Below are 21,298 nucleotides of genomic sequence, written 5' to 3'. Positions count from 1 at the left end.
CGGTGGGTACCCGGGGCACGGCCTCGACCCGGCCAGCCCGTTGGTGAATCCGCCCGGTGCCGGGGTGGGCGGCTGGTACGCGCGCTGTGTCGGCGCGGTTCGTCGGGGCTGGCCGGTGCTGCTGCCGATCGTTCTGATCACGCAGGTGCTGCCGGCGATGGTGGTGGCGGTGCTCGGGTTGGTGATCGACCCCACCGCGCGCTGGGAGGACCAGCTCGCCGGCGACAGCGCCGTGCTGCCCACCGGGTTCTGGGCCGACGCCTTCGTGTGGGTGGGCAGCCTGTTCGGGGCGGGTCTGATCGCCAGCCTGGCGCAGTGCGTGGGGTGGGCCGCCGGCACCTGGGTGATCGCCCGGCAGGCGGCGGGTGCCCCGGTCGACCTCGGCACGGCCCTGCGCTACGGGCTCCGGCGGGCGCTCGGGCTCTGGGGTTGGACCCTGCTGTTCGGCATGATCGTGCTGTTCGGCCTCTGCCTCTGCTTCCTGCCCGGCATCTACGCGGTGTTCGCGCTGGCGATGGTCGGCCCGGTCTACCTGTTCGAACGGGACAACCCGATCGGCCGTTCGCACCAGATGCTGCGGCAGCGGCTGGGCCTGCTGCTCGGCCGGTTGGCGCTGGTGATCGGCGCGGTGATCGCCGTGTCGTTGGCCGCGGCCATGATCGAGCAGGCGGCGCTGCTGTCGATCGGCACCGGTCCGATGGACACCCGGATGGTGACCGTGGGCACGGTCGTGGTGACGGTGATGACGGCGCTGCTGACCCTGCCGGCCCACCTCGCCCAGTTGGTCGGGCTGGTCGTCACGTACGCCGAGCAGCGGGCACACGAGGGTCCGGTGAACGACGCCCAACTGGCGCACGAACTCGGCTGATCGCGGCGGTCGTGCTTGCACTCGGCAGGGCAGAGTGCTAAACAAGTCATTGGCACTCGCATGGCGTGAGTGCCAATTGGTCGGGACGGTGGGGCCACCGCCGCACTCGGGGGACGACCCCCGGGCGGGGCAGTGGCCGGTCGTCGCGGGCTATCCGGCCCGGCCGAGGAGACGTCGCCGTCGCCAGGTGGCGACGTCCCAAGGTGCGTACACCAGACGGCCCGTCCGGGGCACACCCCGGCTGGTCCGTGAGTGTCCAGGAGGACAACGCCGTATGGCCAAGATGATCGCGTTCGACGAAGAGGCTCGCCGTGGCCTTGAGCGGGGCATGAACCAGCTCGCCGACGCCGTGAAGGTGACCCTCGGCCCCAAGGGCCGCAACGTCGTGCTCGAGAAGAAGTGGGGTGCCCCCACCATCACCAACGATGGTGTGAGCATCGCCAAGGAGATCGAGCTCGAGGACCCGTACGAGAAGATCGGCGCCGAGCTGGTCAAGGAGGTCGCCAAGAAGACCGACGACGTGGCCGGTGACGGCACGACGACGGCGACCGTCCTGGCCCAGGCTCTCGTTCGCGAGGGTCTGCGCAACGTGGCCGCCGGCGCCAACCCGATGGCCCTGAAGCGGGGCATCGAGACCGCCGTGGCCAGCGTCTCGGAGGAGCTGCTGAAGCTCGCCAAGGACGTCGAGACCAAGGAGCAGATCGCCTCCACCGCCTCCATCTCCGCCGGTGACAACACCGTCGGTGAGATCATCGCCGAGGCGATGGACAAGGTGGGCAAGGAAGGCGTCATCACCGTCGAGGAGAGCAACACCTTCGGGCTGGAGCTGGAGCTCACCGAGGGCATGCGCTTCGACAAGGGCTACATCTCGGCCTACTTCATGACCGACCCGGAGCGTATGGAGGCCGTCTTCGACGACCCGTACATCCTGATCGCCAACAGCAAGATCTCGTCGGTCAAGGACCTGCTCCCGATCCTGGAGAAGGTCATGCAGTCGGGCAAGCCGCTGCTGATCATCGCCGAGGACCTGGAGGGCGAGGCCCTGGCCACCCTGGTGGTCAACAAGGTCCGGGGCACCTTCAAGTCGGTCGCCGTCAAGGCGCCGGGCTTCGGTGACCGCCGCAAGGCCATGCTGACCGACATCGCCATCCTCACCGGTGGCCAGGTCATCAGCGAGGAGGTCGGCCTCAAGCTGGACGCCGCCGGTCTCGACATGCTGGGCCGCGCCCGCAAGGTCGTGGTGACCAAGGACGAGACCACCATCGTCGACGGTGCCGGTGACGCCGAGCAGATCCAGGGCCGGGTCAACCAGATCCGGGCCGAGATCGACAAGAGCGACTCCGACTACGACCGGGAGAAGCTGCAGGAGCGCCTGGCCAAGCTGGCCGGCGGTGTTGCGGTGATCAAGGTCGGCGCGGCCACCGAGGTCGAGCTCAAGGAGCGCAAGCACCGCATCGAGGACGCAGTCCGCAACGCCAAGGCCGCCGTCGAGGAGGGCATCGTCCCGGGTGGTGGTGTCGCGCTGGTGCAGGCCGGCAAGACCGCCTTCGACAAGCTGGACCTGGCCGGCGACGAGGCGACCGGCGCGCAGATCGTCAAGATCGCGCTGGACGCCCCGCTGCGGCAGATCGCCGTCAACGCCGGCCTGGAGGGTGGCGTCGTCGTCGAGCGCGTCCGCAACCTCGACGCCGGCCACGGCCTGAACGCCGCGTCCGGTGAGTATGTGGACCTGCTGGCCGCGGGCATCATCGACCCGGCCAAGGTGACTCGCTCGGCGCTGCAGAACGCCGCGTCGATCGCCGCGCTGTTCCTCACCACCGAGGCCGTCGTGGCGGACAAGCCGGAGAAGACCCCGGCCGCCCCGGCTGGTCCGGGTGGCGGGGACATGGACTTCTGAGTCCAGCTCCAACGCCGGAAAGGGCGGGCCGCGTCAGCGGTCCGCCCTTTTCCTATGTCGGTAGCGGCCGCTCGTCGCGCCGCTGCGCCCGGTCGTACGGTGGTCGGTGCGGCGCCGGTTCGTCGACCAGGATGAGCGGCTCCTCGGGTGCTTCGGCTGCCCCGCTCATCTCCGCCAACTGCTCGGCGTCGCCGTAGTCCAGCCGGTCGATCGGCAGTTGGGCCGGGAGCTCGGGAACCGCGACCAGGGGCACCGCCAGGGTGTCCCGGGTCTGCTCGTCATCCGTGGTCATGGCTGCCTCCTCTATGCAAAACCGTAGGGGGCGTCGATGACCGGGGTGGGTGAACGGTGCTATCGGCGCTTATGAGCCGGTTGACCCGTTCCGGGTTCCGAGCGCCCTGCGGTACAGGAAAAAGACCCGCTCGATCCGGGCACCCGCGCTGCCCGAGTAGAAGGGCACCGGCCCGACCCAGCCGATCTGCGCGAACTCGACGCCGGCCGCCCGCTGGTCCCGTAGGCAGCGACGGAGCAGGACACCGCCGATCCCCGACCCCTCGGCGGCGGGCGCGGTGCCCATCGGCCCGAACCAGCTCGGCCGGGACGACCCGTACGCGGCGAAGCCGAGCACCTCACCGTCGCGCTCGGCCAGGTGGCAGCCGGCGTCGGGACGGCCCACCGAACCGGCCAACTCGGCGTCCCAGGCCCCGCCGAAGGTGGTACGCGCGAACGCGGCCAGCGCCGGCAGGTCGCTCGACTCGGCCCGGCGTACGGTCACGCCCTGCCCGGCCAGTCGGGCCTCGGCCGGTTCGGTGGAGCGCAGGGCGGGCGACGAGTCGTACGACAGGTCGGCGGTCATGTTCCAGGCGGTGCCGTCCTGGCGGTAGCCGAGCGCGAGCGCGAGACAGATCGCCGGGGTGTAGCGGACGTCGATGCCGGGCCAGCCGTAGTGCGGCGGGTTCCCGGCGAGCACCATCGCGACCGCACCCGACTCGGCCAGCACCCGCTCGGCGTGCCCGAGCAGGGCCCGAGCCACCCCCTGACGGCGTACCTCCGGGGCCACCGCCAGCAGGTCCACGTGCGCGGCCTCGCCGGAGCGCGACCCGATCAGGACGCCGACCAGGGCATCCTCCCGGTACGCGCCGAACACCCGCACCGGTCGGTCGGCGGCGGCCCGGTGCCAGAGCGTCGCCACGAGGGGTTCCGCCTCGGCCGCGTCCTCCGGCAGGTCGAGCGCCCGGCGGCACAGGTCCACCACCTCGGCGGCCCGCTCGACGGTCAACTCGGCGATGGTGGTCCCGTCCATGCCTGCCGACCCTAGATCACGACCAGTCCGGTGTCAGGCCGCGATCCGGCATCATCCCCGGGCGGCCTCGACGGCGGCGTACGCGTCGACCAGCCCGGCGCCGGCCACGTTCGCCGTACCGCCGCAGTTGCGGGAGCCGCTCGGGGCGTCGATCGGGGTGGCCGTCTCGCGCAGGATCCGCCGGGTCCGGTCCAGGTCACCGACGAGCTGCGGGTTGGCCGACCACATCAACGCCACCACGCCCGCCACCTGCGGGGTCGCCATGGACGTACCGGCGAGCGCGGCATAACCGCCCCCGGGCATCGCGGAGAGGATGTCTGCGCCCGGCGCCACCAGGTCCGGCTTGTGCACGCCCGACGGGGTGGGACCTCGGGACGAGAAGTCGGTGACCCGCCGCCGCTCGTCCACCGCGCCGACCGTCAGCACGTCCGGGTACGGGGCCGGCGGGTCCTGGATGGACCGGCAGTACGGTCCGGTGTTGCCGGCGGCGGCCACCACGAGGATCCCGGCGGCCTCCAACGCGTCGACGGCGGGCAGCAACGTCCGGGGATCGCAGCCCTCGATCGACGGGCAGCCCCACGAGTTGGTCAGGATCTCCGGGGCCCGGGCCGGGCGTCCCTGCGCGAACGGGTCGCCGCCCGGCGGGAAGGGCGCCAGCATGAACTGGAGACAGTCCAGGTACGCGGCGGGGCTGCCCAGGTTGCGGTCGAGGTTGACGCAGCCCACCCACTGCGCTCCCGGTGCCACGCCGATGCCGCCCCGCCCGACGGCGCTGCCCGCCGTGTGGGTGCCGTGCCCGCTGCGGTCGGTCGGCGTACGGGTGTCGTTCCACGGGTCGAACCATGAGTCGTCGCCGCCCCGGAAGCCCGGGGTCAGCGCCGGGTGCCCGGCGTCCACCCCGGAGTCGGAGCTGCCCACGGTCACCCCGACGCCGGTCACCGCCAGCTCGGACCAGACCCGGTCCGCACCGATCATGGTGATGTTCCAGGGTGGTCCGGTCGGCGCGGACGCGTCGCCACGCGTCGTACCGTCCGGCACCGGTAGCGGGCGCAGCCGCTGGCTGACCAGGACCCGCGCCACCTCGGGCCGGGTCGACAACCAGGCCCGCGTGACCGGCCCGCCGTCCACCTCGATCGCGTTGACCAGGTAGTAGGCGGTGTGGTCGAGCCGCAGGCGGCGCAGATCCCGGCGCAGGTCGGCCTGGGTCCGCTCGGCGGTGTCGACCAGCCGCCGGTAGACCTCCTCGGCGCGGGCGTCCCGGCCCGCCTTGCCCGCCCCGGCCGGCAGGCCGGTGAGGTCGGCCTGCTCGCGCAGCACCACGAACAACCGTTCCCCGTGCAGCCCCGGCTGGCCGGCGACGACGCCTCCGACGCCGACCGTCAGCAGCATCACCACGGCGGTCGTCCAGGCCGTGGCCCGGCGCGGCGGGCGTGCCGAGGGCCGGGCCAGCACCAGCGCGTACGCGGTCGAGAGCAGCAGCGCGATGAGGAGCCCGGCACCGGTGGTGACGGCCACCCAGAACGGGATGTCCCGGCTGCCCGACAGCAGCAGGGTGACCTCCTCCGGGTCGGTGAAGGCCAACGGACCGAAGACGCCCAGCCCGACCAGCCAGGCGGTGGGCAGGCGACCGTGCCGCCGGTCGGTTCGCCGGGTCAGGGCCCGCAGCGCGGCCAGCGCGAAGCCGGCCGGTGGCAGGGTCAGCAGCAGCGGCAACTGGGCACCCGACTGGCCGGTGCCGGCGCCGACCAGCAGCAGCACCACCCCGGCGACCAGCCCGCCGAGCAGTACCAGCCGGGCCGGTCGGGGCGGCTCGCCGACCTCGTGGCGGCCCCAGAAGCGGGCGTCCAGCAGTTCGCCGGCCAGCGCTCCCACGGCGGCGGCGGCCAGCCCGGCCAGCAGCGTCTCCAGCAGCCCGCCGAGCGCGCCGAACCGGACCCAGGGCATCAGCAGGACCAGCCCACCCGCGATGCCGAGCAGGGTCACCACGGTCGGCCGGGGAGCCGGCGGCGCGGCCCGGTCGGGCCCGGCCGCGTCCGGCGGATCACCCACCGGTTCGCAACGATCGCTGACCGGAGCAGGGACCGGCTGCTCTCCGGGCGACTCCGGCCCCGCCCCGGGCGGACCCGGCGGCGTGCTGGGCCATCCCGGCGGCGTGGTGGGCCAACCGGGCGGCGGGAGCGGCCCGGGGCGGGCGCGGCGGGGAGCGGGGGCCAGGCGGGGGGAGAGCCGGTGCGCGAGCAGCGCCAGCAGCGCGGCGGTCACGGCCAGTGCGGCGAGGTACGCCTCGTGGTGCACCGGGGGGATCGTCCGCAGCAGCCCGAGTACGCCCATCGCGAGCGTCGCCGCCAGCCAGACCCGGCCGGTGGCGCGGATCGTGGTCGAGCGGGGGACCAGGGCCAGCGGCAGCGTGGCGGCACCGATCAGGAGCACGGCGAACAGGCCGGCCAGCGGCCAGAGCGGCACGAACCGGTCCAGCCCGCTGAGCAGCAGCACCTGGTCGACCAGCCAACCACCGGCCTGTGTCAGCAGGGCGATGGTGACCGTCACGCCACCGACCAGCACCGCTGCGACAACGGCCCAGGGACTGCCGGCGTCACCGGACGTCAAGTGATCGTCACGCATCCGCACACCTTACGGTCCGGCTTCCACCGGCCGTCCCGGGCGGCCGTCGCATGCCACCAGGTGATCGCTGCGGCTACCGTGGACGGGTGCGCGATCCCCACGTCTTGCGATCCGTTGCCGGCCAGCTCTCGCCCGCCCGCCGGGCCGACGACCTGCGTCGGCTACGGGCCGAGCGCTTCGACGTACTGGTCATCGGCGGTGGCGTGACCGGAGCCGGCGCGGCCGTCGACGCGGCCTCCCGTGGGCTGAAGGTGGCCCTGGTCGAGGCCCGCGACTTCGCGGCCGGCACGTCCAGCCGATCCAGCAAGCTGATCCACGGCGGCCTGCGCTACCTGGAGCAGTTGGAGTTCAACCTGGTGCACGAGGCGCTCACCGAGCGGGGGCTGCTGGCCACCCGGTTGGCGCCGCACCTGGTGCGTCCGGTGCCGATCCTGGTGCCGCTCCCCGCCGGGCAGGGCGTACGCGATCTTCCGGCCCGGGTGCTGCGCCGGGCGTACTACGGCGCCGGAGTGGCCGCGTACGACGTCTTCGCGGGTCTCTTCGGCGGCGGCCGGGGCATGCCACTGCACCGGCACCTGAGTCGCGAGGGTGCCCGCCGGGTCTTCCCGAGCCTGCGCACCGAGGGACTGGCCGGCGCGATCCGCTACTACGACGGCCAGGTGGACGATGCCCGCCTGGTGGTGACGCTGGCCCGCACCGCGGCGAGCCTGGGCGCGACGGTGGTGAGCAGCACCCGGGCGGTCGGGCTGATCCGGCAGGCCCGCGAGGTGACCGGGGTACGGGTCCGCGACCTGGAGGCACCGGCCGGGTCCCCGGAGGGCGAGTTCGAGGTACGCGCCCGCACCGTGATCGCCGCCACCGGCGTGTGGACCGACGACATGTCGCGGATGCTGGACGACGTCGGGCTGCGGCGCGGCATCCGGGTCCGGGCGTCCAAGGGGGTGCACCTGGTGGTGCCCCGCTCGGCGATCACCGGCGAGACCGGGCTGATCCTGCGTACCGCCCGCAGTGTGCTGTTCGTGATCCCCTGGGGCGGGCACTGGATCATCGGCACCACGGACACCGACTGGCGGCTGGACCGGTCGCATCCGGCGGCCTCCGCCAGCGACATCGACTACCTGCTGCGGCAGGTGAACACGGTGCTGGACCGGCCGCTGACCACGGCCGACATCGAGGGCGTCTACGCCGGGCTGCGCCCGTTGCTGGCCGGCGAGGCGGACTCCACCTCGAAGCTGTCCCGGGAGCACGCCGTCATCGAGCCGATGCTCGGGTTGTTGCTGGTGGCTGGCGGCAAGTACACGACGTACCGGGTGATGGCGTCGGACGTGGTCGACCGGGCCGCGCACCGGCTCGGTACGCAACGCCCGTCACGGACCGCCGACCTGCCGTTGCTCGGCGCGGACGGGTACGCGTCGATGTGGCGGGACCGGGCCGACCTGGCCCGTCGGCACGGGGTGCCGGTCGGGGTGGTCGAGCACCTGTTGGAGCGCTACGGCAGCCTGACCCTGGACCTGCTCGCCCTGATCGACGCCGACCCGTTGCAGGCGTCTCCGCTGGCCGGCGCGCCGGAGTACCTCGCGGCGGAGGTGACCTACGCGGCCCGTGCCGAGGGTGCGCTGCATCTGGAGGACGTGCTCACCCGGCGTACCCGGATCTCCTTCGAGACCGCGCACCGGGGGCTGGAGTCGGCCGAGCACGCGGCCGAGCTGATGGGCGCGGTGCTGGGCTGGGACGCGGCCCGGCGGGAGCGCGAGGTGACGCACTACCGGGCGCGGGTGGAGGCGGAGCGGCAGTCCCAGTTGATGCCGGACGACGCGACCGCCGACGCCGCCCGGTTGGGCGCGCCGGATGTGCGCGGCTACCCGGCGGACCGTGGCGCCGACGACGGCGCGGCCGGGCTGCCGCGCTGACCGTGTCCATTCTGGAGATCGGGCGCGGTGGATGTCCGTCCGGACGGTTCCGTGCCCTACCTACGGTAAGGTAAGTTCCGCGCGTGATAGCGCAACCCTGGTCACGGCTGGTGTCCCTGCCCGTCACCATCCTGGTGGTGGTGGCCCTGAGCGGATGCGCCTCGTTCGGCCAGCGCGCCGAACCGGAGACGTCGGCGAGCGGGTCGACCGCCGACCAGCCCGGTGCCGGCGGCGCCGCGACCAGCGGCCAGGGGCGGGTCAGCCTGTTGCAGAACCTCGGCAGCGACGGTCCACTGCGCACCCTGAACGTGGCCCCCGACGGCCGGTGGGAGTGCATCGACTGTGCCGGCGACGGCGTCACCTCGACCGGCACCCTCAGCGAGGAGCACCGCGAGCGGTTGCAGCAGTTGCTCGCCGATCCGGGGCTGGCCGAGGAGACCGACGAGGCCCGGGGTTATCGGGTCACCTGCGTGGGCGCGTTGACGTCCAGCCTGCTCACCTCGGCGGGTCTGATCACCTCGCAGGACTGCCCCGGTGAGGAGCGCCCCGAGGTGGCCGAGGAGATCCTACTGCTGCTCACCCAGAACACCCCGGCCGAGATGGTCGGCTGAGGCCGTCCGCCTCAAAGCACCTCGCCGGGAACGAGCATCGTGCCGCTCAGAGCACCTTGCCGGGATTGAGCAGCCCGGACGGGTCGAGTGCGTCCTTGATCGCCTGATGCACCCGGACGCCCACCGGCCCGATCTCGCGGGCCAGCCACTCCCGCTTGAGCAGTCCGACGCCGTGCTCACCGGTGCAGGTGCCGCCGAGTGCCAGGCCGAGCCGCATGATCTCGTCGAAGGCCCGCCGGCCCCGGTCCAGACTGGCCGGATCGGCCCGGTCGACCACGATGTTGGGGTGCATGTTGCCGTCACCGGCGTGACCGACCACACCGATCGGCACCCGGCACTCGGTGGCGATCCGGGCGACCCCGTCGAGCAGCGCGGCCAGCGCCGCCCGGGGCACCGCCACGTCGTCGATGATCAGGCCGCCGGTGCCGCTCGGGTACGTGTCCGAGGCGTACTTCTCCATCGCCGGGTGGGCGAGGCGTCGGGCCTGTAGCAGGGCGGCGGCCTCCACCGCGTCGGTGGCCGTGTACACCTCGGCGGCACCGGCGGCCGTGCAGACGGCGGCCAACTCGGCCAGGTCCTCGGCGGCGCGGGGACCGGTGTCGACGGCGGCCAGCAGCAGCGCCTCGGCATCGGTGCGCAGCCCCATCGGCCGGTACGCCTCGATCGCCACCAGGTGCGTGCGGTCGAGCAGTTCGAGCAGGCTGGGGGAGAGGCCACGGGCGGCGATGCGGGCCACCGCGTCGCCCGCCTCGGCGGTGGAGCCGAAGACCGCCACCATCGTCAACGACTTCGCCGGTGCGGGCCGCAGCGCCACGGTCACCTCGGTGATCACCCCGAGGGTGCCCTCGGAGCCGACGAAGAGCCGGGTGAGGTCGTACCCGGCGACCCCCTTGGCGGTCCGCCGGCCGGTGCGCAGCACCTCGCCGGAGGCGAGCACCACCTCCAGGCCGAGCACGTACTCGGTGGTGACGCCGTACTTGACGCAGCACATGCCGCCCGCGTTGGTGGCGACGTTGCCGCCGATGGTGGAGGACTCCCAGGAGCCCGGGTCCGGCGGGTACCACAGGCCCTGCTCGGCCACGGCCGCGCTGAGCGCCGCGTTGACCACGCCGGGCTGGACCACCGCGATCCGGCTCACCGGGTCGATCTCCAGGATCGCGTCCATCGCCACGGTGCTCAGCACCACCGCACCCGCGACGGCGTTCGCCGCACCGGCCAGGCCGGTCCGCGCGCCCTGCGGCACCACCGGTACGCCGTGCCGCCCGGCCGCCCGGACCACGGCGGCCACCTCCTCGGTGCGGCGCGGCCGGACCACCGCCAACGGCGTGCCGGACTCACACAGGTCGGCCTCGTCCCGCTCGTGCCCGCGCAGCAGGTCGGGGTCGGTGAGTACCGCGTCCGGGCCGAGCGCGGCGCGGAGGTCGTCGAGGAGGCTGGCCATGGGGCCGAGGCTACGACCGGCCGATGGTGATCATCAACTGCGGGTCGCCGCCGGGTACCGTGGCTGCCGTGATCTACGTGGACCGGCCGGCCTGGCCGGCGCGGGGTCGTCTCTGGTCCCACCTGATCAGTGACGTCTCCGTCGCCGAGCTGCACGCCTTCGCCGAGGCGCTCGGCGCTCCCCGGCGCGGCTTCGACCGGGACCACTACGACATTCCGGCGGAGCGCTTCGCGATGGCGGTCTGGCTCGGTGCGCAGGTGGTGCCGAGCCGCGAACTGGTCCGGCTATTGCGGGCCACCGGACTGCGCCGCCCCAAACACCTCGTCGCCCGGGTCCCGGCCGGTCAGGGCGGTCAGTTCGCGGCTCAGGTTGGCCCGGGCCCGCGCCTGTCCGGCGTCGGCCAGCGGGGCTAGCCGGAACAGCGCGGGCAGGTCGAGCAGGCCGGCGAGCACCCGGGCCCGACCGACCCGGTAGTCCGGTTCCGGCACGTGGGCGTACTCCCGGCGGATCGCGGCCGCGTACCTGTCGTACTCCGGCACCGGTGCGGCCAGCACCGCCAGGTCGGCGTCGCAGAGCAGCACACCGTCGGCGTCCGCCGGGTCCACCGCGTGCCCGGCGGTGAGCAGGACCAGCCGGCCGACCTCGGCAACCTCGGCGGCGGGTAGCCCGGCCCGGGTGAGCAGGACCTCGGCGAGCGCTGCGCTGTCGCGTTCGTTGCGGTCGCCGGGTGCCCGGGGGTCGTACACCGCGTCGTGGCACCAGGCGGCGAGCCGGACCAGGTCGGGTCGGGACGCGGCCGGTGCGTACCGGTCGACGACGTCCAGCACGGCGGTCAGGTGGTCGACGGTGTGGTAGTGGCGGTGCGGCTCCCGCCACCGGGCGAGCAGCTCGGCCCCGGCGTCGTCCACCGCCGTCGGCGTGGTCGCGCCCGCCGAGCGGGCGGCGGCACGCCAGCGTTCGATCAGCCCGGTCACCCGGACGAGTCTGCCGCACCGGGTGGGCGTCCCGTCCCCGGTGTTCCCGACGCACCGACCGTCACCCGACGGGAGGGTGCACCCGGTCGGCGAGGAATGTCCGGTCGTGCCGTGGGTAGTCGCGGCCATGGCGGTGGCCCGGGACCGACGATTGCGCCTGCTGCGCGGCAACCGCATGCGCGACGGCCTGTCGGACGTGGACACGCAGCGGATCGCGGACACGGTCGCGCAACTGCACCACCGGGGCAAGGCCACCCTCAAGGACCGCCTGCACCGGGTGCGGATGTCGCTCGCCCTGGCCCTCCAGGCGGGTCTCGCGGCCGGGCTGGCCTGGGTGGCCGCGCACGAACTGCTGGGCAACCCGCAGCCGGTCTTCGCGCCGATCTCGGCGGTCGGCACCCTCGCCGTCTCGGTGGGCCAGCGGTTCCGTCGGACCGCCGAGCTGATCATCGGGGTGGGTGTCGGGGTGTTCGTCGGCGACCTGCTGGTCTATTTCCTGGGCACCGGTCCGTGGCAGCTCGGACTGATCGTCACCTCGGCGATCCTGCTGACCATCTTCGCCGGGGGCAGCGTCGCCATCGTCATCCAGGCGGCGGCCACCGCGGTGCTGATCGCGACGCTCAGCCCGTCGGTCGAGGACCTGGAGATCCCGCGGTTCATCGACGCGCTCGTCGGCGGCAGCATCGCGTTGCTGGTCACCGCCGTCCTGCTGCCACTCAACCCGCTACGGGTGCTCAACCGCGCCGCCCGGCCGGCCCTGGACCTGCTCGCCGAGCAGCTCGACCACGCCGCCGACGGACTGCGCGACCGGGACCGCGACCGGATCCAGCAGGCGCTGGACCGGCTGCGGGACAACAAGGAGGAGCTGTCCGCACTCACCGAGGCGATCGAGGGCGCGAAGGAGACCGCCCTGCTCTCCCCGGCGCGCTGGCACCGGCGCAGCGAACTGACCCACTACGCCGAGGCGGCCGAGCCGATCGACCGGGCGATGCGCAACAGCGGCACGCTGATCCGGCGGGCTGTCACCCTGATCGAGGACGACGAACCGGTCCCGGGGCCGATGCCGGACGCGGTCGCCCACCTCGCCGAGTCGGTCCGCCTGCTCAAGAAGGAGTTCGCCCAGGGCGAGGAGCCCGAGCAGGCCCGGGAACGGTCGCTGCGCGCGGTCAGCGAGGCCGGCCGGGCGTACGCGGAAGGGGTCGGGTTCTCCGGCAGCGTGGTGGTCGCCCAGGTGCGTACCACCGCCAGCGACCTGATGGTGGCCTCGGGGATCAGCCAGGAGGAGGCGAACCGGCTGGTCCGGCACTCCTTCGGTGAGCTGGACCGGCCCGGTGCGCCGGCCGGCCCGGAACCGGCCGCCAAGGCGCCCACCGCACCCCCGGTCGGCTGAGCCGGGGGCGTGGTGCCGATGCGCCGGGCCGGGTGGGCTCGGCATGACTACGCTGACCGCATGGCCGACACCCCGTCCGGCGGATACCTGCCGCCGTCGCCTCCCGTGCCCGGCGCGCCACCCGGCGGCCCCGGCGCGCCCGGCATGCCACGTCGCCGGTTCCGCTGGCGGCGGGCCCTGGTGCTGGCCGGGGTGATCCTGCTGATCGCCGTCGGCGCGATCTTCATCATCTTCACCATCGGCGCCAGCATCGGCACGGAGGCGTTGCTGGTCGGTACGGCCGCCGCGATCCTGCCGGTGCCGGTGCTGGTGGCCTGCTTCCTCTGGCTCGACCGGTACGAACCGGAGCCGTTGAAGTATCTGATCTTCTGCTTCGCCTGGGGCGCCTTCGTCTCCACCTCGATCTCGTTGCTGGTCAACGAGACGGCCGCCAACTGGTTCGACGACCAGGGACTGCCCGCCGGGCTGACCGCGGTGCTGGTCGCGCCGTTCATCGAGGAGCTGACCAAGACCCTCGGCCCGATCCTGCTGCTGATCTTCCGGCGGCGGGAGTGGTCGGGCATCACCGACGGACTGGTCTACTGCGGACTCTCCGCGATCGGCTTCGCGATGGTGGAGAACATCCTCTACCTGGGTGGCCTCGGGTACGCCTCCGGCGTCGAGCAGTACGGCCCGGCGACCGGCGCACAGCAGGTCATCGCCATCTTCATCGGCCGGATCCTGCTGTTCGGTTTCGCCCACCCGCTGTTCACCTCGTTGGCCGGTATCGGTCTCGGTATCGCCGCCCGGTCGGCCGACCGGCGGGTCCGCTTCTTCGCCCCGGTCGCCGGCCTGCTGCTGGCGATGATGCTGCACGGCGCGTGGAACCTGCTGCCGACGCTGGCCGAGGCCACCGGCGAGGTGCTGATCTCGGTGGTCGGCATCGTCGGTGTGATGGTGCCGATCTTCTTCGGCATGGTCGGCTTCGCGGTCTGGCTGCGGGCCTGGGAGGGCCGGCTCACCGAGCGGGTCCTGCCCGACTACGTCCGGGCCGGGTGGCTGACCCCGCCGGAGGTGGCGGCGCTGAGCAGTCTCGGGCGGCGGCACGCGGCCCGGGTGTGGGCGCAGCGCGTGGGTGGCGAGGCCGGGCTGCGGGCGATGCGCGGCTACCAGTTCGCGGCTACCCGGCTGGCGCTGCTGCGCGACGGCGCGACGCGGGGCCTGGACCGCCGGCCCGCCGACCGGGAACGGACGGCACGGGAGGAACGGGAGTTGTTGGACTCGATCAGCCTGTACCGGTCGTACTTCGTGGGCCGGGACCCGCAGACCCCGGTGGGTGTCTGGGACGGGCAGCGATACCACCTGCGCTTCCCGGACGGCTCACAGCGAGCGGTCGAGGCACCGGAGGAGCCGGTGGTGCCCATCCCGGTGGTGCTCGCGCCACCGCAGCCCCCGCCGCCCGCCTATCCCGCCGGGTACGGCCCGTACGGCTGGCACGGGCAGCACCCGCCCGCGCACTGGCCGCCGGGCCACCGCTGAGCGGGCGGGCGCCTGTTCAGGCCATCAGGCTGGTCAGGAAGTCCCCGAGCCCCTGCGCCATCATCATCAGCGCCGCCCCGATCGACCGGAACATCTGGGCGGCGCCCTCCGGCCGGAACGCCATGAAATAGATCAGGAACGCGAGGCTGCCCCAGGCCAGCACCTTCTTCACGAATACCGGCATCGTCCCTCCCCAGGGCCGGTGGTGCGGCTGGCTTCCCGCCGGGGAGCGTGGCAAACGACGCGGACGGAGTCAGTGCCGTCCGGGAACGGCCGGGAAGCCCACGAGGGGCGGTGCCGTCACCGGGTGTCTCGGTGCTACCGGGTCACAGATAGAGCCCGGTGGCGTCCTCCTCGACCCGCTCGGCGGCCACCGCGTGCACGTCACGCTCGCGCAGCAGCACGTAGCCACGCCCGTGCAGCTCCACCTCCGAGCGGTCGTCCGGGTCGAAGAGCACCCGGTCACCGGAGACGATCGAGCGTACGTGCGGCCCGACTCCGACGGCGGTGGCCCAGGCCAGACGCTTGCCCACGGCTGCGGTGGCGGGGATGACGATGCCGGCGGTGGACCGGCGCTCGCCCTCGCTCCCGTCCACCCGCACCAGCACGCGGTCGTGCAGCAGCCGGATGGGCAGGCCGGAGTCGAGATTCGGGTCGGCTGTCACGCCGCAGACGCTACCGTGTCGCCTCCGACGCACCACCGGTGGTCACCCGGGTTGGGCAGCCGTCCGTGGGGGCAATGTGTGGCGGAAGTTTGCCCTACCGTGGAGCGGTCGGACGTATCCTGTCCGCCCCTGGCGCCCATGCGCGGGCCGAAATCTGCCTGGAGGTGCCCGTGAGCCGGTTCGAGCGGATCCGCAGCCGCGTGCGTCGCGTGTACGAGTCGGGTCGGGATTCGGTGCGTACCGCCCGGAACCGGCCGCCGGACGTGCCGGAGCCGGCCGCCACGGCCTCACCGTCGCGGCCCGGTCCGGCCGCGACGTCGGCCGCCACCGTGGTCGACGAGGAGTCACCGGAGCCCAGGCCCGCCTCCACCTCCAGCCGCGACGACGCGGACGTGCCGCACGCGTTACGCATCGCCGCCGGCTGGTCCTGGCGGCTGATCGTGGTCGGCGTCGTGTTCTGGGCGCTGGTGAAGGTCGTCAGCACGATCAGCATCGTGATCATTCCGCTCGCCGTCGCCCTGCTGCTGTCGGCGTTGCTGGCCCCTGCCGTCGGGTGGCTGCTGCGGGCCCGGTTTCCGAGGTCGCTGGCGACGGCGGTGGTGCTGGTCGCCGGCCTGGCCGCGGTGATCGGCACGTTGACCCTGGTGGTCAACGAGTTCATCAAGGGCGTACCGGAACTGGCCGCGAAGTCGACCCAGGGCCTGCAACAGATCCAGGACTGGCTCAAGACCGGGCCGCTGCACCTGTCCGACAACGACCTCGACCGGTACATCGAGGAGATCCAGCAGTTCGTCAACAACAACACCGAGCGGTTCACCAGCGGCGCCCTCTCCACCGCCGCGACCCTGGCCGAGGTGCTGACCGGTACGGTCCTGGTGCTCTTCGCGGCGTTCTTCTTCCTCCGCGACGGCACCGTCATCTGGCGGTTCCTGGTCCGGCTGTTGCCGGTGGCGGCGCGCTGGAAGGTCGACGACGCCGGTCGGGCCTCCTGGGCGACCCTGGGCGCCTACGTCCGGGCCACCGTGCTGGTCGCCTTCATCGACGCCGTCGGCATCGGGATCTTCCTCGTCATCTTCGACATCCCGTTCGCGTTCCCGCTGGCCGCGCTGGTCTTCCTCGGCGCGTTCATCCCGATCGTCGGCGCCACGCTCTCCGGTGGCGTGGCGGTGCTGGTCGCGCTGGTCGACAGCGGCCCGGTGACCGCGCTGATCATTCTCGGTGTGGTGATCGGTGTGCAGCAGGTGGAGGGGCACATCCTCCAGCCGCTGATCATGGGACGGGCGGTGGCCATCCACCCGCTCGCGGTGATCATCGGGTTGGCCGCCGGCGTGGTGCTCGCCGGGATCACCGGCGCCCTCGTCGCCGTGCCGCTGATCGCGGTGCTCAACACGGCGGTACGCCGCCTCGCCGCACGCCGCGTGCCGGACACCCCGCCGGACGCGGTGGTCGTCGCCTCCCGCGCCCCCTGACCGACGGTGGCCGGGCCCTGCCCGGCTCGGCTTGGGTCCCCGGCGGCCCAGCCTTGCCCGGCGCAGTCGAGCCGACGTCAGTCGGCGGCGAGCCGGGTCAGCGCGCCCTGGACCACCTCACGCCGGGTCGTGTACCAGAACGGCGGCAGTGAACGGCGCAGGAACGGCCCGTACCCACGGGCGGTCTCCAGCCGGGAGTCGAGCACCGCCACCACGCCCCGGTCACCGGTGGCCCGGATCAGTCGCCCGACCCCCTGGGCCAGGCGGACCGCCGCGATGGGGACGCTGACGGCGGCGAAACCGGAGCCGCCCTGGGCATCCACCGCCGCCGCCCGCGCGGCGGCCAGCGGCTCGTCCGGCCGGGGGAAGGGCAGCCGGTCGATCACCACCAACTGGCACGCGTCACCGGGCACGTCCACTCCCTGCCACAGCGACATCACCCCGAACAGGCAGCTCGACCGCTCCTCCCGGAACCTGCGCACCAGCAGCGGCAGCGCCTCCTCGCCCTGGAGCAGCACGGGCAGGTCGGTGCGCGCCCGCAGCAACTCCGCCGCCTGTTGCGCGGCCCGCCGGGACGAGAACAGCCCGAGCGTACGGCCGCCCAGCGCGGTGACCAGTGAGAGCAACTCCTCCCCGGCGGCGTCCGGGAGCCCGGAGACACCGGGCCGGGGCAGGTGCGCCGCCACATAGAGGATGCCCTGGCGGGGGTAGTCGAACGGAGAGCCGACGTCCAGCGACCGCCAGCCCGCGCCGGAGTCGGTCGCCGCCTCGGCCGTGGACCCGGCGGGATCGCCGCCCGACCCGGTGTCGACCGGCGTTGCGCCGCCCGACGCCGTCCGGGGCCGACGGGTGGTGTCGGCGAGCGCGGCGGCGGCCGGCGTCGGCGGGGCGGGCGGCGGCGCGTCCAGCCCCAGGGCCCGGGCCACGGTGTCGAAGCGCCCGCCCAGGGCCAGGGTCGCCGAGGTGGCCACCACGGTCCGCTCGTCGTACAGGTGGGTGGCGAGCGTGCCGGCGACGGACAGGGGCGCGACGACCAGCGCCCGCCGACCGGTGTTGTCGTTGCGCTCCACCCACGCCACGTCGTGCTCCGCCTCGTCCAGCAGCCGCTGGGCGGTGGTGGAGAGTTCGTCCAGCACGGACTTGGCCTGCTGCTTGCGTACCGGGTCGGGGTCGTCGGCCTTGATGTCGCCGATGCTGTCCAGCGCCGCGCGGGTCGCGGCGTCGAGCAGCGTGCAGGCTTCGCGCAGCGGGTCGGGCAGGCCACCGGTGATCCGCCCGACCGGTGCCTCGGCCAGCCCGACCGCGAGGGCGTCACCGGACGCGGTCAGCGCCTCGGCGGTCTCCGGCCGCAGCAACGGGCGGGCCCGCCGGGCGGACCGGTCGATCAGCTCCGGAGTCAGCTCGGCCTGGGCCGCCGAGGAGACCCGGTCGGCCAGCTCGTGCGCCTCGTCCACGACGAGCAGCTTGTGCGGCGGGACGATGTGCCGTCCGGCGAGCATGTCCACGGCGAGCAGGCTGTGGTTGGTCACCACGATGTCGGCCTCCCGGGCGCGGGCCCGGGACGCCTCCGCGAAGCACTCCGCGCCGTACGGGCAGCGGCTCGCGCCGACGCACTCCCGGGCCGGCATGGAGACCAGCCGCCAGGCCTGGTCGTCGACGCCCGGGTCGAGTTCGTCCCGGTCGCCGGTGTCGGTCTCCATGGCCCAGTCCCGCAGGCGCTGGATCTGCTTGCCGAGCCGACCGGCCTCGCCCAGCCACTTGGTGCCGCCGCTGGGGCGCTCGGTCGGTGCGTCGAAGAGGGTGTCCTCCGGCTCGTCCTCGTTGGAGTTCTCCAGGCGGGCCATGCAGAGGTAGTGGTGGCGGCCCTTGAGCACGGCGAAGGTCGGCCGCCGGCCGAGCACCGGCTCGACCGCGTCGGCCAGTCGCGGCAGGTCGTGCTCGACCAGTTGGGACTGCAACGCCAGGGTGGCGGTGGAGACCACCACCGGACCGTCGACGGTCAGCGCCGGTGCCAGGTAGGCCAGGGACTTGCCGGTCCCGGTGCCGGCCTGCACCAGCAGGTGGTCGCCGGAGGAGACGCACTCCTCGATGGCCGTGGCCATCTGCTGCTGACCGGGACGGGCCGCGCCACCGGGCACCGCGCCGACCGCGGCGGCGAGCAGGTCGGCACCGCCGGGCCGGTCACCTCGACGGCGGGCCTTGGCGCGGGCGGAGCCGGTGGCGGTACGGGGCGGAGTCACCGTGGCACGGTACCCGCCGGGGCCGACGCGGACCGTACCGAGCGGCCGTGTTGCGGTGTCACGGTGCGGCAGATATCTCCCCGTCGTCCGGTAACTTCCTGACGGCGACGGGTGGGCGGAATCGGTTAGGGTGCGACTCATGCCGAGCGACGTGGTCCGCGTGATCTACCGCAAGTACGACGGCAGCGCCCACCGCGACTACCCGGCCCGCCGGCTGACCGAGGACGACCTCGGCGTCTGGCTCGGCGTGTCGGCCGGCACCAGCTCCGTCTACCACGGCCGCCCGTCGGTCGAGCAGATCCCGTTCGTGTTGCTCGTGCCGCATCACGCCTGGTGGACCGGCATGTTCAACCCGCCCCCGCGCACCAGCGAGGTCTACTGCGACATCACCAGCCCGGCCCGCTGGGAGGGCGAGGACACGGTGCACCTGATCGACCTGGACCTGGACGTGGTCCGACGTCGGGAGACCGGCCTGGTCGAGCTGCGTGACGAGGACGAGTTCGCCGAGCACCGGGCCCGCTTCGGCTACCCCGACGACCTGGTGGTGGAGGCCGAGGCGGCGGCACGGTGGCTGCTCGGTGCCCTGGGTGACGGCACCGAGCCGTTCGCCTCCGCGTACCGCAAATGGTTGGCCTTGGTGGTCTGAGCCCGGCCCGCGTCGGCGTCGCCGCGCGCCACCTCCGTGGTCGCGCGATGATGCTGCGATGGGCTACGAGGGAACTGACGTGGTGGCGCCGGTCGGCGGCGCGGTACGCGACCTGCTCCGGGTGCCGCCCGGAGGGCCGGTCGACCTCGGGGCGATCGACCCGCGTGCGACGCCCGGGCTGCCCGGCCCGGAGGTGACCGGGCCGGACCGCAAGGGCTGGGCCCGCCGGCAGGTCAGATGGGTCGGCGACGGGTTGGCCCGCCAGCAGGAGATGCTGTTCGCCGGTGCGAAGGCCGACCCGGGGTCGGGACGGCGGGTGCTGCTGGTCCTCCAGGCGATGGACTGTGGTGGCAAGGACGGCACGGTCAAGCGGGTGGTCGGCGCGATGAACCCGCTCGGCGTGCACATCCGGGCGTTCGGTCCGCCGACCGCCGAGGAGCTACGGCACCACTTCCTGTGGCGAATCCGACAGGCGCTGCCGCCCGCAGGTCATCTGGGGGTGTTCAACCGGTCGCACTACGAGGACATCCTGGTGCCCCGGGTGCAGGAGCGCGCGCCGGAGGAGGTCTGGCGGCCCCGGTACGCCGAGATCGACGACTTCGAGCGGGAGTTGACCGACGGCCGTACGGCGATCGTCAAAGTCTTCCTGCACATCTCGCACACCGAGCAGGCGCGCCGGCTGCTGGCCCGGCTGGACGACCCGACGAAGCACTGGAAGTACCACCCCTCCGACGTCGACGCCCGCGCCCGCTGGGACGACTACCAGGCCGCGTACGCGGAGCTGCTCGGTCGGTGCGGCAGGGACGCCGCGCCCTGGTACGCGGTGCCGGCGGACCGGAAGTGGTATCGGGACTGGGCGGTGGCGCACCTGCTGCGTGAGACGTTCGACACCCTCTCGCTCGGGTATCCGCCCGCGGATTTCGACATCGCGGGTGAACGGGAGCGGTTGTTGAGGACAGCGGGTCTGCTGAAGGTGAACGGAAGTTGAACGAGCGGTGAATGGCACCTGGCCAGGGGTGGGCCGACGAAGGACCGCTCGGGGGGTTCCCTAGCATTCCCTCAGCAGGGCGCCGGACGGCGGCTGCACCCCTACCACCGACACGACGAGGTCCGTGCTGTGAGGTTTTCATTCCGCCCCAACGAGGGCGCCTTCTACGAGCTCTTCACCAGGGCTGCGCAGAACCTGGTCCGGGGTACCGCGCTGCTGAACGAGCTGGCCCTGCCCGATGTCGAGGTGCAGTCGGTCAGCGAACGGCTCACCGAGGTCGAGCACGACAGTGACCAGATCACCCACGAGTTGTTCAAGAAGATCAACTCGACCTTCGTCACTCCGTTCGACCGGGAGGACATCTACCGGTTGGGGTCGCTGCTCGACGACGTGATGGACCACCTGGAGGCGGTCGGCAACCTGCTCTACCTGTACGGGCTGACCAAGCTGCCCTCGCTGCCCCGGGAGATGCACGAACTGGTGCACGTCCTCGACCAGCAGGCCAAGTTGACCGCCGAGGCGATGCCCCGGCTGAAGTCGATGAAGGACCTGGAGGACTACTGGATCGAGATCAACCGCCTGGAGAACGACGGCGACCAGGCGTACCGGATGCTGCTGGTGCGGCTCTTCTCCGGCGAGTACGACGCCTTGACCGTGCTCAAGATGAAGGAGGTCGCCGACGAGCTCGAGGCCGCGTGCGACGCCTTCGAGCACGTGGCGAACACCGTCGAGACCATCGCGGTCAAGGAGTCCTGA

17 protein-coding genes and 3 pseudogenes are annotated in these 21,298 nt (G+C 73.0%); 11 read left to right on the top strand and 9 right to left on the bottom strand.

Annotated features, from left to right (window positions below; translation table 11 throughout):
- The first annotated feature begins 43 nt into the window (after positions 1–43).
- Both ACZ31C_RS09415 and groL read left to right on the top strand, forming a co-directional pair.
- Positions 44–868, top strand: coding sequence for a hypothetical protein (locus tag ACZ31C_RS09415; protein WP_465794819.1), 825 nt, complete (start codon positions 44–46; stop codon positions 866–868).
- Positions 869–1,142: 274 nt separating this feature from the next.
- Positions 1,143–2,765, top strand: a complete 1,623-nt coding sequence (gene groL / locus ACZ31C_RS09410; RefSeq protein WP_350699293.1) for a chaperonin GroEL — start codon at positions 1,143–1,145, stop codon at positions 2,763–2,765.
- A 52-nt stretch (positions 2,766–2,817) separates the two neighbouring features.
- Here groL and ACZ31C_RS09405 read toward each other — a convergent pair whose 3' ends face one another.
- The 3 genes from ACZ31C_RS09405 to ACZ31C_RS09395 form a co-directional block, all read right to left on the bottom strand.
- Entirely contained in the window at positions 2,818–3,057 is a 240-nt protein-coding gene (locus ACZ31C_RS09405; RefSeq protein ID WP_396741997.1) for a hypothetical protein, read from the bottom strand.
- Positions 3,058–3,126: 69 nt separating this feature from the next.
- Complete coding sequence (locus ACZ31C_RS09400) at positions 3,127–4,068, bottom strand: GNAT family N-acetyltransferase (RefSeq protein WP_465794818.1); 942 nt, start codon at positions 4,066–4,068, stop codon at positions 3,127–3,129.
- Positions 4,069–4,119: 51 nt separating this feature from the next.
- Entirely contained in the window at positions 4,120–6,690 is a 2,571-nt protein-coding gene (locus ACZ31C_RS09395) for a S8 family serine peptidase (RefSeq protein ID WP_465794817.1), read from the bottom strand.
- Positions 6,691–6,740: 50 nt separating this feature from the next.
- On the opposite strand from ACZ31C_RS09395, the gene ACZ31C_RS09390 reads away from it, so the two are divergent.
- Together ACZ31C_RS09390 and ACZ31C_RS09385 are read left to right on the top strand one after the other, a co-directional pair.
- On the top strand, positions 6,741–8,600 hold the full coding sequence (locus ACZ31C_RS09390) for a glycerol-3-phosphate dehydrogenase/oxidase (RefSeq protein WP_465794816.1): 1,860 nt from the start codon (positions 6,741–6,743) through the stop codon (positions 8,598–8,600).
- An 83-nt stretch (positions 8,601–8,683) separates the two neighbouring features.
- Positions 8,684–9,211: a hypothetical protein gene (locus tag ACZ31C_RS09385; protein WP_465794815.1), complete on the top strand. Its 528-nt coding sequence runs from the start codon at positions 8,684–8,686 to the stop codon at positions 9,209–9,211.
- Between the two features lie 46 nt (positions 9,212–9,257).
- Here ACZ31C_RS09385 and ACZ31C_RS09380 read toward each other — a convergent pair whose 3' ends face one another.
- The gene (locus ACZ31C_RS09380; RefSeq protein WP_465794814.1) at positions 9,258–10,652 is read right to left on the bottom strand and encodes an FAD-binding oxidoreductase; all 1,395 of its coding nucleotides are present in this window, start codon (positions 10,650–10,652) and stop codon (positions 9,258–9,260) included.
- Between the two features lie 23 nt (positions 10,653–10,675).
- Between ACZ31C_RS09380 and ACZ31C_RS09375 the strand changes: the two are divergent.
- Positions 10,676–10,888: pseudogene (locus ACZ31C_RS09375) on the top strand (DUF4031 domain-containing protein); the annotation flags it as partial.
- A 48-nt stretch (positions 10,889–10,936) separates the two neighbouring features.
- Here ACZ31C_RS09375 and ACZ31C_RS09370 read toward each other — a convergent pair.
- Positions 10,937–11,626 carry an HD domain-containing protein gene (locus ACZ31C_RS09370; protein WP_465794813.1) on the bottom strand — a complete coding sequence of 230 codons (690 nt, stop codon included), beginning with the start codon at positions 11,624–11,626 and terminating at the stop codon, positions 10,937–10,939.
- Positions 11,627–11,801: 175 nt separating this feature from the next.
- On the opposite strand from ACZ31C_RS09370, the gene ACZ31C_RS09365 reads away from it, so the two are divergent.
- Together ACZ31C_RS09365 and ACZ31C_RS09360 are read left to right on the top strand one after the other, a co-directional pair.
- Positions 11,802–13,016 (top strand): FUSC family protein, encoded by a 1,215-nt coding sequence (locus tag ACZ31C_RS09365; protein ID WP_465795017.1) that lies wholly within the window; start codon positions 11,802–11,804, stop codon positions 13,014–13,016.
- A gap of 18 nt (positions 13,017–13,034) precedes the next feature.
- Entirely contained in the window at positions 13,035–14,534 is a 1,500-nt protein-coding gene (locus ACZ31C_RS09360) for a PrsW family intramembrane metalloprotease (RefSeq protein ID WP_465794812.1), read from the top strand.
- Positions 14,535–14,550: 16 nt separating this feature from the next.
- Here the strand turns inward: ACZ31C_RS09360 and ACZ31C_RS09355 are convergent, their stop codons facing one another.
- A complete protein-coding gene (locus ACZ31C_RS09355; protein ID WP_162854396.1) occupies positions 14,551–14,718 on the bottom strand; it encodes a hypothetical protein in 168 nt (55 codons plus the stop codon).
- A gap of 142 nt (positions 14,719–14,860) precedes the next feature.
- A complete protein-coding gene (locus ACZ31C_RS09350; RefSeq protein WP_396741981.1) occupies positions 14,861–15,199 on the bottom strand; it encodes a GroES family chaperonin in 339 nt (112 codons plus the stop codon).
- 170 nt (positions 15,200–15,369) lie between these two features.
- On the opposite strand from ACZ31C_RS09350, the gene ACZ31C_RS09345 reads away from it, so the two are divergent.
- Positions 15,370–16,668 carry an AI-2E family transporter gene (locus tag ACZ31C_RS09345; RefSeq protein ID WP_465794811.1) on the top strand — a complete coding sequence of 433 codons (1,299 nt, stop codon included), beginning with the start codon at positions 15,370–15,372 and terminating at the stop codon, positions 16,666–16,668.
- 77 nt (positions 16,669–16,745) lie between these two features.
- On the opposite strand, the pseudogene ACZ31C_RS09340 reads toward ACZ31C_RS09345, so the two are convergent.
- Together ACZ31C_RS09340 and ACZ31C_RS09335 are read right to left on the bottom strand one after the other, a co-directional pair.
- A pseudogene (locus ACZ31C_RS09340) lies at positions 16,746–17,423 on the bottom strand (ATP-dependent DNA helicase); the annotation flags it as partial.
- A 123-nt stretch (positions 17,424–17,546) separates the two neighbouring features.
- Positions 17,547–18,980: pseudogene (locus tag ACZ31C_RS09335) on the bottom strand (ATP-dependent DNA helicase); the annotation flags it as partial.
- A gap of 67 nt (positions 18,981–19,047) precedes the next feature.
- Here ACZ31C_RS09335 and ACZ31C_RS09330 point away from each other — a divergent pair.
- The 3 genes from ACZ31C_RS09330 (at position 19,048) to ACZ31C_RS09320 (ending at position 21,298) form a co-directional block, all read left to right on the top strand.
- Positions 19,048–19,554 carry a DUF402 domain-containing protein gene (locus ACZ31C_RS09330; RefSeq protein ID WP_350699314.1) on the top strand — a complete coding sequence of 169 codons (507 nt, stop codon included), beginning with the start codon at positions 19,048–19,050 and terminating at the stop codon, positions 19,552–19,554.
- 58 nt (positions 19,555–19,612) lie between these two features.
- The gene (locus tag ACZ31C_RS09325; RefSeq protein ID WP_465794810.1) at positions 19,613–20,542 is read left to right on the top strand and encodes a PPK2 family polyphosphate kinase; all 930 of its coding nucleotides are present in this window, start codon (positions 19,613–19,615) and stop codon (positions 20,540–20,542) included.
- 129 nt (positions 20,543–20,671) lie between these two features.
- A complete protein-coding gene (locus ACZ31C_RS09320) occupies positions 20,672–21,298 on the top strand; it encodes a DUF47 domain-containing protein (protein WP_350699318.1) in 627 nt (208 codons plus the stop codon).

Source organism: Micromonospora sp. NPDC023869 (assembly GCF_055559695.1).
Note: the sequence above shows the minus strand (reverse complement) of the source record. Positions and strands in the feature narration are given on the sequence as shown.

Excerpts from the sequence above, each read along its gene's own strand:
- groL (WP_350699293.1), top strand. The coding sequence starts at position 1,143 with ATGGCCAAGATGATCGCGTTCGACGAAGAGGCTCGCCGTGGCCTTGAG.
- ACZ31C_RS09405 (WP_396741997.1), bottom strand. The coding sequence starts at position 3,057 with ATGACCACGGATGACGAGCAGACCCGGGACACCCTGGCGGTGCCCCTG.
- ACZ31C_RS09400 (WP_465794818.1), bottom strand. The coding sequence starts at position 4,068 with ATGGACGGGACCACCATCGCCGAGTTGACCGTCGAGCGGGCCGCCGAG.
- ACZ31C_RS09395 (WP_465794817.1), bottom strand. The coding sequence starts at position 6,690 with ATGCGTGACGATCACTTGACGTCCGGTGACGCCGGCAGTCCCTGGGCC.
- ACZ31C_RS09390 (WP_465794816.1), top strand. The coding sequence starts at position 6,741 with ATGCCACCAGGTGATCGCTGCGGCTACCGTGGACGGGTGCGCGATCCC.
- ACZ31C_RS09380 (WP_465794814.1), bottom strand. The coding sequence starts at position 10,652 with ATGGCCAGCCTCCTCGACGACCTCCGCGCCGCGCTCGGCCCGGACGCG.
- ACZ31C_RS09365 (WP_465795017.1), top strand. The coding sequence starts at position 11,802 with ATGCGCGACGGCCTGTCGGACGTGGACACGCAGCGGATCGCGGACACG.
- ACZ31C_RS09360 (WP_465794812.1), top strand. The coding sequence starts at position 13,035 with ATGCGCCGGGCCGGGTGGGCTCGGCATGACTACGCTGACCGCATGGCC.
- ACZ31C_RS09355 (WP_162854396.1), bottom strand. The coding sequence starts at position 14,718 with ATGCCGGTATTCGTGAAGAAGGTGCTGGCCTGGGGCAGCCTCGCGTTC.
- ACZ31C_RS09330 (WP_350699314.1), top strand. The coding sequence starts at position 19,048 with ATGCCGAGCGACGTGGTCCGCGTGATCTACCGCAAGTACGACGGCAGC.
- ACZ31C_RS09325 (WP_465794810.1), top strand. The coding sequence starts at position 19,613 with ATGGGCTACGAGGGAACTGACGTGGTGGCGCCGGTCGGCGGCGCGGTA.